The organism is Flavobacterium sp. (genome assembly GCF_047602195.1).
Lineage (GTDB): Bacteria > Bacteroidota > Bacteroidia > Flavobacteriales > Flavobacteriaceae > Flavobacterium.
This window is the reverse complement of record NZ_JASGHW010000004.1, coordinates 1,247,306-1,260,073: the sequence shown is the minus strand read 5'-3', so window position 1 is coordinate 1,260,073 and position 12,768 is coordinate 1,247,306. Positions and strand designations below refer to the sequence as shown.

The 12,768-nt window shown below is 46.1% G+C and carries 11 protein-coding genes; 7 read left to right on the top strand and 4 right to left on the bottom strand.

Features of this window, described 5'->3' with window-relative positions; all coding sequences use genetic code 11:
- Positions 1 to 221: 221 nt before the first annotated feature.
- The 5 genes from QM717_RS11645 to rlmB all read left to right on the top strand — a co-directional run bounded on the left by QM717_RS11645 (position 222) and on the right by rlmB (position 7,474).
- A complete protein-coding gene (locus tag QM717_RS11645) occupies positions 222 to 971 on the top strand; it encodes a hypothetical protein (RefSeq protein WP_415037639.1) in 750 nt (249 codons plus the stop codon).
- A complete protein-coding gene (locus QM717_RS11640) occupies positions 877 to 1,890 on the top strand; it encodes a hypothetical protein (protein WP_415037638.1) in 1,014 nt (337 codons plus the stop codon). Before QM717_RS11645 ends, QM717_RS11640 begins: the two co-directional genes overlap by 95 nt.
- Positions 1,891 to 2,062: 172 nt before the next feature.
- On the top strand, positions 2,063 to 5,230 hold the full coding sequence (locus QM717_RS11635; protein ID WP_415037637.1) for a SusC/RagA family TonB-linked outer membrane protein: 3,168 nt from the start codon (positions 2,063 to 2,065) through the stop codon (positions 5,228 to 5,230).
- A gap of 4 nt (positions 5,231 to 5,234) precedes the next feature.
- Entirely contained in the window at positions 5,235 to 6,674 is a 1,440-nt protein-coding gene (locus tag QM717_RS11630) for a SusD/RagB family nutrient-binding outer membrane lipoprotein (RefSeq protein ID WP_415037636.1), read from the top strand.
- A 65-nt stretch (positions 6,675 to 6,739) separates the two neighbouring features.
- The gene (rlmB, locus tag QM717_RS11625; protein WP_415037635.1) at positions 6,740 to 7,474 is read left to right on the top strand and encodes a 23S rRNA (guanosine(2251)-2'-O)-methyltransferase RlmB; all 735 of its coding nucleotides are present in this window, start codon (positions 6,740 to 6,742) and stop codon (positions 7,472 to 7,474) included.
- 165 nt (positions 7,475 to 7,639) lie between these two features.
- Here rlmB and QM717_RS11620 read toward each other — a convergent pair whose 3' ends face one another.
- On the bottom strand, positions 7,640 to 8,224 hold the full coding sequence (locus QM717_RS11620) for a rhomboid family intramembrane serine protease (protein WP_415037634.1): 585 nt from the start codon (positions 8,222 to 8,224) through the stop codon (positions 7,640 to 7,642).
- Between the two features lie 436 nt (positions 8,225 to 8,660).
- On the opposite strand from QM717_RS11620, the gene QM717_RS11615 reads away from it, so the two are divergent.
- Positions 8,661 to 9,938 (top strand): replication-associated recombination protein A, encoded by a 1,278-nt coding sequence (locus tag QM717_RS11615; protein ID WP_415037633.1) that lies wholly within the window; start codon positions 8,661 to 8,663, stop codon positions 9,936 to 9,938.
- Here QM717_RS11615 and QM717_RS11610 read toward each other — a convergent pair.
- The 3 genes from QM717_RS11610 to radC are packed head-to-tail and all read right to left on the bottom strand — an operon-like array spanning position 9,935 to position 12,112.
- Complete coding sequence (locus QM717_RS11610; protein WP_415037632.1) at positions 9,935 to 10,681, bottom strand: hypothetical protein; 747 nt, start codon at positions 10,679 to 10,681, stop codon at positions 9,935 to 9,937. The genes QM717_RS11615 and QM717_RS11610 overlap by 4 nt on opposite strands.
- Before the next feature lies 1 nt (position 10,682).
- On the bottom strand, positions 10,683 to 11,369 hold the full coding sequence (locus QM717_RS11605; protein ID WP_415037631.1) for a YjjG family noncanonical pyrimidine nucleotidase: 687 nt from the start codon (positions 11,367 to 11,369) through the stop codon (positions 10,683 to 10,685).
- Positions 11,370 to 11,416: 47 nt separating this feature from the next.
- On the bottom strand, positions 11,417 to 12,112 hold the full coding sequence (gene radC / locus QM717_RS11600) for a RadC family protein (RefSeq protein ID WP_415037630.1): 696 nt from the start codon (positions 12,110 to 12,112) through the stop codon (positions 11,417 to 11,419).
- A gap of 74 nt (positions 12,113 to 12,186) precedes the next feature.
- Between radC and QM717_RS11595 the strand changes: the two genes are divergently transcribed.
- Positions 12,187 to 12,768 (top strand): DUF1287 domain-containing protein, encoded by a 582-nt coding sequence (locus QM717_RS11595; RefSeq protein ID WP_415037629.1) that lies wholly within the window; start codon positions 12,187 to 12,189, stop codon positions 12,766 to 12,768.

Below are 12,768 nucleotides of genomic sequence, written 5' to 3'. Positions count from 1 at the left end.
GGTTGCAAATGTAGTGATTATTTTGAACGAAACAAATCTTAAAACATTAATTTTCATAACAATTAAATATTTGACCTTCAACCATGTTCAGCAACAACAATTAGGACGGTTTCGACAGGGCCAAAAAACCGCTTTTCAATCCCTTTTATTCCGACAGATTTTTTACCCAGATATGAAACCGGCATTTTTTGCGTTACTTTTATCGAAATTTTAAATGCGAATTGAAAAAGTTTTTTGCGCTTGTTGCCTTTTTTGGGATCGGACATTTTGTTTCGGCCCAAAACCTGTATCTGGGCATTTCGGGAGAAAATGAACGCGAAACCGCCGTTATCGATTCGATCGGATACAACAAACAGCACGAGAACGCCAAATCGATCACCGACGAAACCCAATCGCTTGCCCAAAAGCTATCCCGGCTCGGCTACATCGAAAGCAGGATCGAAGGCCGCGAAAAAACAAACGACTCGACATTTGCCTTCCTGTTCCGGCTTGGCCCCAAAACCAACAGCATCCGCATCTCCATCGGCCGCAGCCCCGATTTGAAAGAATTGGTCGGCGACACCAAAGACAAAGACACGCTCATCATGCCTTATCCTGAAGTCGAATCGTTCATGAACGGCACTTTGGCCAAACTCGAGAAAAAAGGATTCGCGCTGGCCAAACTGCAACTCGTCGACATCAAGAACTCGGGAAATCATTTGGAAGCCCGGCTCCATTTGACACTGAACAAGCAACGCCATCTCAACGACATTGTCATCAACGGTTACGACAAATTTCCCGAAGGACACAAAAAACAGATCAAACGAATGTACCGCAACAAGACCTTCAACCAGGAAAACCTCAAGAAGGTGCACGACGATTTTGAAAAGTTCCGGTTTGTCAAACAGACGAAATATCCCGAAATTCTTTTTCGAGCAGGATTCGACCAAGATTTATGTTTACCTCGAAAAAGCAAAAGCCAATACCTTTGACGGCTTTATCGGATTCTCGAATGGAGAAGACAAAAAAATAAAGCTCAACGGCTATGTCGATTTGGTCCTGAACAACATCCTGAACACGGGCGAGACGTTTACCGTGTATTGGAAAAGCGACGGCAACGACCAGAAAACGTTCAACGCCGCGATCGAACTGCCGTACATTTTCAAAAGTCCGTTCGGGCTCAAGGCGCAACTCAATATCTTCAAACAGGACAGCACTTTTCAGAACACAAAGACCGCGGTCGACCTGGGCTATTTCTTCAATTACAACACGCGTTTGTATTTGGGCTACCAATCGACCGAGTCGAGCGACATCCAAAACCTCAATGCCGCCAACCTGAACGATTTCAAAAACAAGTTTTTTACCGCGAATTTCGAATTCATGGATTTCAAGTCGGATGATTTCCTTTTTCCCGAAAAAACCAAAGCTTTTGTTAAAGCCGGGGTCGGATCGCGCGAATCAAAATTTAACACCAACGACCAGTTTTTCCTTAACGTGGAGTTAAAACACAATGTGTATTTGAATGAAAAAAATATCGTGAATCTCAAAACACAAAATTATTACCTGAGCAGCGACACTTATATTGTCAATGAGCTGTACCGTTTTGGCGGCATCAATTCGATCCGTGGATTCAGCGAAAACAGCCTGCAGGCCAACCTATTTTCTTCAATACTAACCGAGTACCGCTACATCCTGACCCCAGGCATTTACGCACACACCATCATCGACTATGGGTATTTCCAAGACAAAACTTCGGACAACAGTGGAAGCCTGCTCGGACTGGGCTTTGGATTTGGACTACTGACCAAAACCGGACTTTTCAACATCGTCTATGCAAACGGCAGCACCAAAGACCAAGCGATCAAATTGTCGAACTCAATCGTCCATATTAGTTTCAAAACCAATTTTTAAGGATTTTTTTTAAAAATTTTGTAAAAAAAAGTCCGCCTAAGATTAGGAAACTTAACAATAAATTTGGACTTTTGGGGTAACTAATTCAAAATAATTAAAAATGAAACTAAAGTTCAATGGATTTTTAGCACTGCTTCTAGTGCTAATAACGCAAGTCACATTTGCGCAGGACATGAAGGTATCAGGTGTCGTTCAAGACCAGGCCGGATTACCGCTTCCTGGCGTAAATGTTCTCGTTAAAGGGACCACCAACGGTGTTCAGACTGATTTTGATGGAAAATTCCAAATCAATGCAGCACAAGGACAAGTGCTTGTTTTCAGTTTCCTCGGAATGAAAACACAAGAGCGTCCGGCAGCGGCCAACATGACCATCAAATTGGTCGATGATTCGGTACAGCTCGAAGGTGTTGTGATTACTGCTTTGGGTATTTCGAGAGACAAGAAGTCACTCGGATATGCTTCGCAGAAAGTGGATGGTTCTGCAGTCAACACTGTACCAACCAACAACTTCATCAACAACCTTTCTGGAAAAGTGGCTGGTTTGGAAATTCGCAACAACTCTAACTTTGGCGGATCGACCAACATCGTTTTGAGGGGTTCAAAAAGTATCACTGGTAACAACCAGGCTTTGATGGTTGTAGACGGTGTACCTGTCAGCAACACCAACCTCAACAAGTTGGAAGCGGCCAATTCAAGGGTAGGTTTTGACTTTGGTAACTCTACAACGGATATCGACCCGAACAACATTGAATCCATCACCGTACTCAAAGGTGCTGCCGCTACTGCTTTATATGGTAGCCAAGCTGCCAACGGTGCGATTATGATTACTACTAAAAAAGGAAAATTGAATACCGGACTCGGGATTACTTTCAGCTCTACCACTTCAATCGGTAGATACGACAAAAAGACGTTCCCTAAATACCAACACGCTTATGGCGCAAATGGTTACAGCGGTGCAGATGACAGTTTCTACCCTGCTGACGTAGATGGTGATGGCGTTGACGATTTGATCGTAGACATGACTGCCGACTCGTCTTACGGTAATGCTTTTGACCCAAATCTTTCTGTTTACCAATGGAATGCATCAGTTCCAGGCAACCCGAACTACGGCAAAGCAACACCATGGGTTGCTGCCAAAAACGACCCAGGATCATTCTTCCAGGATTCATTTGGAACGGTAAACAACATCAATTTCAACGGAGGTGATGAAAAGAGCACTTACAACTTCAGTTACACCAACAACAACGAAACTGGTATCTTGCCAAACAGCCGACTCAACAAGAACAGCATCAACGGTAACTTCTCAAGAAACCTTGCTGACAACTTGAGAATTACAGCTTTCTCTACTTTTACTGACCAATCAACTGTTGGTAGAAACAGTGTGGGTTATGGAGACAACATCATGGGCGGTTTCAGACAATGGTGGCAAATGAACGTAGACATCAAAGAATTGAAAGATGCCTACATGAGAACCGGCCAAAACTGGACATGGAATATGAATGACCCTTATGGCTTAAATACCGATACAACTGATGATTTCAAGCCTGCTTACTGGAACAACCCCTACTGGGACAGATATGAAAACTACCAATCAGATGACCACACCAGATTAATTACCGGTGGTAACTTGAGCTGGGATGTTACCAAAAACTTGAACTTGTTGGGCAGGGTTACTGTTGAAACTTCTGACGACAGACAAGAATACAGAAAAAATGTAGGCAGCCATGCCGAAGAATTTGGTTTGCAACGTTTGGATGAAACTTCCGGTTACAGATTGTACACCAGACATTTCTTGCAATCGACTTATGATTTCATCGCCACGTACGACTTTACTGCTGGTAAATTCGGCGGTAAGGCTTTGTTGGGTACGACTTTCATCAAGTCTAAAATTGATTCATTCGACGGATCAACAACTGGAGGCCTGATTGTTCCGAGACTTTACACTTTGGCTAACTCTGTCTCTTTCGTTGCGCCAGTAGAATCTGAAATCAGCTTTGAAAAACAAGGTTTCTACGGTCAATTGTCACTCGATTGGGACAAAACGATTTTTGTAGAAGGATCTTACAGAAATGACATCTCTACAGCGTTGCCAACCAACAACAACTCTTACGATTACTACTCTATCGGGGGTAGCTTAATTGTATCCGAGTTGATCAAACAAGATTGGTTGTCTAACTTAAAATTGAGAGCCAATTATGCGGTAGTGGGTAACGACCCTGCTGCTGGATTATTGGGTGCACGTGTCAACAATAGTATCTTGAACGGCAACCTCTTGTTTGGAAACAGTGTTACTTATGTAGATTTCCCTAAATTGAAACCAGAGGAGCAAAAATCAACTGAATTTGGTATTGAAGGTTCCTTGTTCCAAAACAGAGTAACTTTCGATGTTTCCCTCTACAAGAGCAACACCGAAAACCAAATCTTTGAAGTACCGCAATCTACTTCTACCGGATACGGCTTCTCGCTAATCAACGCGGGTGAAATCCAAAACAAAGGGGTCGAAGTTGCTGTGACTCTTACACCAATCAAAACCAACAACTTCAAATGGGACCTCAACCTGAACTGGTCGAAAAACAAAAACGAAGTAGTGTCATTGGATGCAGGACGTAAAAACCTCCAATTGGCTACATTCCAAGGCGGTATGTCATTGAATGCTACAGTAGGTGAACCTTACGGTACTTTCCGTAGTACTGACTATGTGTACGACGCAAGCGGAAACAGAGTGGTTGACGAGGACGGTTACTATTTGACCGATGACGATAAAGTAATCGGTAACATCCAGGCTGATTGGGTTGGAGGTATCTACAACAAATTGACTTACAAAGATTTGTCATTCGGTTTCTTGATCGACATCAAAAAAGGTGGAGATGTTTACTCCCTTGACCAGGCTTTCGGTCAGTACACCGGTTTGTACCAAAGTACGGCAGGACTCAACGACCTTGGTCTTCCTGTCAGAAATTCACTGGATAATGGTGGTGGTATCGTCCTTCCAGGTGTTCACGAAGACGGAACACCAAACACGACCCGTATCGAAGCCAACTACGTTGGTGCTGCTTACGGATACGACATCAACCCGAACAAAGCGTTCATCTATGATGCTTCTTACGTAAAATTGAGAGAAGTAAGTCTGACTTATGCTTTGCCATCTAAGTATTTCGAAGGTGCATTGTTGAAGAGTTTGTCTTTAAGCTTGCTCGGAAACAACCTTTGGATCATCGACAAAAACTTGCCTGATGCAGATCCTGAAGCAGGAGCTTCTTCTGGAAACATACAAGGCTATCAATCAGGGGTAATGCCTACAACAAAGGTTTACTCATTTAATATTAAAGCAAGCTTCTAAAAAAATGAAAAAGATAAAATATACCCTTGCAGCATTGTCACTATTTGTGGCTATGGGCTGTGTTAGCGATGACGAGACCTTTAACGAAAATAAGGACCGTTCATATGAAGTGACGCCGGAAACGCTTATTGCCAATGCGCAAAGAGAATTGTCCGACCAAATGACAACCCCAGAGGTCAACCTGAACCCTTTCAGGTATTTTGACCAATATTGGGCTGCCACACAATATCCGACCGAGTCACGTTACAACCTCACCCAACGTACCGTTCCAGACAACTTGTGGAACAACTTGTTCAGGGATGTTTTGGGTAACCTTGAATCTGCCAAAGGATATGTAAATGCAGAAGCGGCCAGTGATGTAAAGAACAACAGATTGGCCATCATCGAAATCATGCAAGTGTATACTTTCCAAATCCTTGTAGATACTTTCGGTGACATTCCTTACACTGACGCTTTACAGCCAACTCTAGTATTGCCAAGATACGACGACGATGCTGACATCTATCCGAAATTGATTACGCGCCTCGACGCAGCCATCGACAACCTCAACGATGCAGAAGATTCGTTTACTTCCGGAGATATTGTTTACGGTGGCGATGTAGCGAGCTGGAGATTATTTGCCAACTCACTTAAAGTGAAATTGGGCCTTAACATCGCAGATGTAAACGACGGATTGGCAAGAACCACCATCGAAAGCGCGGTTGCTGACGGGGTAATCCTGACCAACGACCAAAATGCTTACTTCGCCTACAGCGGAAATGCTCCTTTCTATAACCCAATCTATGCCCAATTGGTTGCCAGTGACCGTAACGACTTTGTGGCTTCAAAGACGATTGTAGATGCCATGAATACATTGAGCGACCCACGTAGACCAATCTATTTCGGTTTCAAGCCAGGTACTACCGACTATGTCGGAGGCATCAATGGCGCGGCAAACCTCTACCCTAACTTCTCTCCAATGAGCGATCTCATCAAGAGCAACAATTTACCAGGTGTGCTTTTCGAAGCGACCGAACTCAACTTCTACTTGGCCGAAGCTGCCGAAAGAGGTTATGCAGTAGGTGGTACAGCAGAGTCTTACTACAACGCTGCCATCAATGCGTCTTTCGAATACTGGGGAATTGCGGGTGCTGCGGCTGGTTACTTGGCTGACCCTGCTGTAGCCTACGCTACTGCTGCAGGAACTTGGCAAGAGAAAATCGGAAAACAGGCTTGGATTGCTTTCTTCAACAGACCGTTTGAAGGATGGAACAACTACAGAAGATTGGATGTTCCTACTTTGATCGCTCCACCAAACGCAGTGGCTGCCGCTGAAGGCAAAGTGCCAATCCGTTTCACTTACCCAATCAATGAGGCTACTGTAAACGAAGACAATTTACAAGCTGCCATCACTGCCATGGGCGGAAACAAATTGCAAACACGCGTTTTCTGGGATGTTGACTAATTCCTGAAAAAACATAATTCCAAAACCACCAGTTTCCACTGGTGGTTTTTTTATATCTTTGCGCCATGGAAAAAGAACACCAAATTTTCGGCATACGGGCCATCATCGAAGCCATCCAGTCGGGTGCAGCCATCGACAAAGTTTTCATTCAAAAGGACGCTGCAGGCGAACTCATGAAAGACTTGATGAAAGTCATGAAGCGCGCCAATGTCAATTTTTCCTATGTTCCGGTTGAAAAACTCAACCGCCTCACGCCCAACAACCACCAGGGCGCCGTGGCCAGCATTTCCCCTATTCCATTTTACGATCTCGAGACCTTGGTCACAACCGTCTCCGATTCCGGCAAAACACCGCTGTTTTTAATCCTCGACCAATTGTCTGACGCGCGCAATTTCGGGGCCATCATCCGAACAGCCGAATGCACCGGTGTCGATGGCATCATCGTCCAGAAAGCCGGATCCGCACCTGTCAATGGCGACACGGTCAAAACTTCGGCAGGTGCCGTATTTAATGTCCCGATCTGTAAAGTAGAACACATCAAGGATGCGATCTTTTACCTGCAAGGCTCGGGCATCAAAACCGTAGCCGCGACCGAAAAAACCGAGAGTAGCCTCTACGACCTCAACTTCAACGAACCCGTTGCCATCATCATGGGCAGCGAAGACCGCGGCATCAATCCTTCGGTACTCAAAATTGTGGATGAAAAAGCCAAACTCCCGATGTTTGGAACCATCGGCTCACTCAACGTCTCTGTGGCCTGCGGTGCCTTTTTGTACGAAGCCGTACGTCAGCGCAGTTGATTTAAGAAGCATTTTCCCGCTATTCGTTCCAATCTTTATTGCCCATTAGTTTTTGTCATTTCGACCAAAGGAAGACTCGAGCGTCAACGAACTGAGCGAAGCTAAATCTCAAGCGAAGCGACAAGATTACCATATGGCAATAAAAAGGATTTACTACCATCGGGGCTAGGCTTTCTCGTCCGATTCAGGTTTAGGATTCGGAATATAGATGTAGGTAATCTGTACCGGGTTTTGTTCCTCCAGCATTTCAGTTTCGGGTTCAGGTGGTGGCGGAAGATTCACAAAGTTTCCATTCTCGTCAAACCGTTCGAGAAATTTATCGCCCGTCGGGTCAAAATCAGGACGTTCCCAATCGTACTTGATCGGCCGTTGGTACTCAACCGTTTTCATGGTGACGGCAAAAGCGAATCCCGCGATGAGTCCGCCCAAATGGCCTTCCCATGAAATGTTTTTCTCAATATCGGGAAACACATACCAAATCGTACTGCCGTAGACCAACACCACCGCGAGTGACAATGCCACCAGACGGTAATGCTTGGTTCGGATGCCTTTGAAGAAAATAAAGCTCGTGAGCACATAAATCAAACCGCTCGCACCAATGTGGTACGATTCGCGTCCGATGATCCACGTAATCAAGCCCGAAATCAAAATCCCGTAACCAATCACTGACAAGGACTGCTCGCGATAGAAAAACCGCAAAGCCGCCATCAGAATAAAAATCGGGATCGTATTGTTGAACAGGTGTTCCATATTGCCATGGATAAACGGACTGAGCACTACACCGCGCAATCCTTTCGAATGTGCGTGGGTAAATCCCCCACTCGCCCATATCGAGGTTGAAACGCATATCGGCCCAAAAGGCAAGCCACATCGCAAGCACGAAGGCAAACGGCAATAAGATAACGGAAGCGGAAAATTTAAACTGGTTGTCGTTCATGATGGTGCTGGTTGGTTGGCAGCCCGCCATCAAATATACAACCAAATGGTTTTTAATGCTATTTTGTCAGTTGGGTTGTCTGCCCTGGCCCGGATAGAAATGAAAATCCTTTTTATGACCAACGGGAATAAAAAGATTGCAATGAATAGCCGGACACGAGCTCCTAAAAGAGCGAACTGGCAAAGCAATAGCTCCTTAAAATAAACACAAACCCATTTTCAAAATCCAAAAAACCCGTATTTTTACCAAATGGAAGCACCTTTAGCAGAGCGGATCCGCCCGCAGCATCTCGAAGAATACATCAGCCAATTGCACCTCGTCGGGCCACAGGGTTCGCTGACGCAGCAGATCAGCCGTGGCATTGTGCCTTCGCTTATTTTTTGGGGACCGCCCGGCACGGGAAAGACGACTCTGGCGCAGATCATCGCGCAGGAATCGAAACGGCCGTTTTATATTTTGAGTGCGATCAATTCGGGGGTCAAAGACATCCGCGAGGTGATCGACAAGGCCAAGCAGACCGGCGGTTTGTTTACTTCCAAAAACCCCATTTTATTCATCGACGAGATCCACCGTTTCAGCAAATCGCAACAGGATTCACTGCTAGCTGCCGTAGAAAAAGGCTGGGTCACTTTAATTGGCGCGACGACCGAAAATCCGAGTTTTGAGGTGATTCCCGCTTTACTGTCGCGTTGTCAGGTCTACATCCTCAACGCATTTTCGAAGGAAGATCTCGAAGCCCTGCTCGACCGCGCGATGAAAACCGATGTCATTTTGCGCGACAAAAAAATCAAATTAAAGGAAACCGAGGCGTTGCTGCGACTTTCGGGCGGCGATGGACGCAAACTATTGAATATTTTCGAACTCGTCGTAAACGCGTCCGGTGAAGGCCAAATCTTGATCACGAATGAAAAAGTGCTCGGTATCGTACAACAAAATACGGTATTGTATGACAAAACAGGCGAACAACATTACGATATTGTGTCGGCATTCATCAAATCGATGCGCGGCAGCGACCCCAACGGTGCGGTCTATTGGCTCGCCCGAATGATCGAAGGGGGCGAAGACGTCAAGTTCATTGCACGCCGCATGCTGATCCTGGCCAGCGAAGACATCGGCAACGCCAACCCGACGGCACTGATCATGGCCAACAATACCTTCCAGGCGGTTTCGACGATTGGTTATCCCGAAAGCCGGATTATTTTGAGCCAATGTGCCGTTTATCTCGCGACTTCACCCAAAAGCAATTCAACTTACGAGGCCATCGGCAAGGCGCAGCAGCTCGTCAAGCAAACCGGTGATTTACCCGTGCCGCTGCATTTGCGCAACGCACCGACCAAACTGATGAAGGAATTGGGCTATGGCGACGAATACAAATACGCGCACAGCTACGACAACAACTTTGCCGAACAGGAATTCCTGCCCGATGCGATTGCCCATACGCCTTTGTATGTTCCCGGGAACAATTCGAGGGAAAATGGGACGCGCGAGTTTTTAAAAAACCGCTGGAAGAACAAATACGGTTATTAGAATTTGACCGAGACCGGTTCGGAAATGAGTTTTCCTGCTGCGTAATACTCAAACAACCATTTTGCACCGTCTTTGCGCAGCACCCCTTTGGAGGTGTCTTTTTCGGCCAGGAACAAATCCTTTGAGCCGGTGATGTAAATCGTCATGATTTTTTTGGGCGTACTGTCTATGAGTTGGTAACCGTTGAGAATCGGCTGGGCATACAATACCGTTGTCTCCTTTGTCAAATCTGGAGAAGCTACTGGGACAATTTCTGTAGTGACCGACGTGCCGTTATTGGTCGTCTTGACGATTTCACGCTGGACTTCCATCCCCGAACCATTGTATTTGTAACCCAATTCATCAAAGGATTTACCGGCATCACGCAGTGCCAAATTGTACCCCAATTTCCAATCTTTCTCCCTGCTTTTTCCTTCAGCCGAGGTAAACAGGATATTGTTCTTGCAGTCCTTCAAGACAATGGTGAGCTTGATGGTGGTGAAATTGTTGTTCTCAATCACATCGGCGTAAAGCTTGTTGCAATTGTAATTCCGGACCTCATCGGGCATATCGTCCGTATCGAGATAAGTGACGAAACCGTATTTCTGAAGCAATGATTTGGTCAATTCATTCAGGCCGAATTTATTCTGTTCCTTGGCGAAACTGAATTTCGATGGCACGATAACATACTTGTAATCATTCACACTTTGGGCAAATGAAAGTCCCGAAATCAGGAACACCAATAAGAAGGCTAATTTTTTCATGCTACAGATAATTTTTAAGTTGGGATAAATGGCTGACCTGCTTGATGTCCTGTGCCGCCTCGAACGCCTGCTCGCTGAACAAGATCGCATCAAGACCATAATTGAGCGCCCCGCGTACATCGGCTTCGATGCAATCGCCAATCATGATGCTCGATTCCTTTTTGGCGTTGGCCAACTGGAGCGCGTATTCAAAAATAAGCGGATTGGGTTTCTTGACGCCGGCCATTTCTGAATTGGTCACCGTGTCGAAATAATGCCCAATGTTTGAATTGGCGATTTTGCGCTTCTGGATTTCCGAGAAACCATTGGTGATGATGTGCAACCGGTATTTCGGACGCAGGTAGTCGAGCAATTCGATCGTCCCCTCGAACAAATGGTTGTTTTGCGGCAAATAATGGATGTACTCGTCGGCAAGCAAATCGATGAAGGTTTCCGTAGCCTCAAACCCGATCAGGTCAAAAGATTCCTTGAAACGGCCGTGGCGCAATTCGTGGTGCGAAATCTTGTCCATGCGATACCATTCCCAATATTTGTGGTTGATGGGCACATAATGCTTGAGGAATTCGTCAAGGTCGGCGTTGATCTGGTGTTTCTCGAAGATGATTGCAAACGCGAGGGCCGAATTTTTCTCAAAATCCCAAAGCGTATGGTCGAGGTCAAAAAACACATCTGAAATGGCTGCTTTCATGCCGCAAAAATACGGTTTTGAATGTTACGCTCCTCATAAATTTTCGGTCAAATCATGCCTTCGTCGGCAAAGCTGAACCAAGCCGATTCGGTCACGATGACATGGTCAAGGATCTTGATGTCGAGGTTCTCGCCGGCCGTTTTGAGCTTGCGTGTGATATGTCTGTCGGCATCGCTGGGCTTCAAGGCCCCCGACGGATGGTTGTGGCACAGGATAATGGCCGTAGCTCCCATTTCCAAGGCAGTCTTGAACACCAGCCGCACATCGACCAAGGTACCGGTGATGCCACCTTTGCTGAGCTGTGTTTTCGAAATTACTTTGTTGGCATTGTTCAAATAAATGATCCAGAATTCTTCATGCGGCAACTCACCGATGAGCGGCTGCATCATTTCGAAAATACTCCTGCTGGAGCTGATTCGCGGTCGTTCAGGAACTTCTTCGGAGCGCCGACGACGGCTGAGTTCCATCGCGGCCATGATCGCAATTGCCTTGGCTTCCCCGATTCCCTTGAAACTCGTGAGCTGGGCAATCGACAATTTGCCGAGCGCATTGAGGTTGTAATTGACCGACGACAGGATGCGTTGGCCCAATCCGACGGCCGTTTCGTTGCGGCTGCCCGAGCCGATCAGGATGGCAATGAGTTCGGCGTCGCTGAGTGCGGTTTTACCTTTGAGCATGAGCTTTTCTCGTGGGCGGTCGTCTTCGGACCAATGGCGGATGGGAAATGAAGTGTGTTCGGACATGGCGTTTACTTTTTTACGGCTTATAATTTTTGGATGATCGGTTGCGTTATGCATTGACAACCAAACGCTAAGTTATGAAACCAGCCATTATCTTATTGGCATTTTTTCTGTACTTTTTTACGCCCGAGAAAGATTTTTATGCGAAGCTTTCGGATGTGGCCATTGGATTGACCAAACACAAAGTCGAATACGATCCCAAGTATTTTCCGATTTCGTATCCCAATGGCGATGTGCCTGCGAATAAAGGCGTGTGCACCGATGTGGTCATACGAGCCTACCGAAAACTGGGTGTCGATCTGCAAAAGGAAGTGCACCAAGACATGAAGCACCATTTCCGATTGTATCCCAAAATCTGGGGATTGAAGAAAACCGACACCAACATCGACCACCGGCGCGTGCCCAATCTTCAGGTATTTTTTACGCGAAAAGGCAAAAGCCTCGGCGTTTCTGAAACTGCAACCGATTACCAAACCGGAGACCTGGTGACTTGGATGATTGGCGGCAAATTACCTCACATCGGGATTGTGACCGCGCGCAAAACCGCCGATGGCAAACGCCCCCTGATTGTACACAATGTGGGCGCGGGGCAGGTTTTGGAAGATTGTTTGTTTAAGTATGCCATTACCGGACATTACCGGTACGATGGTAAAAACTGA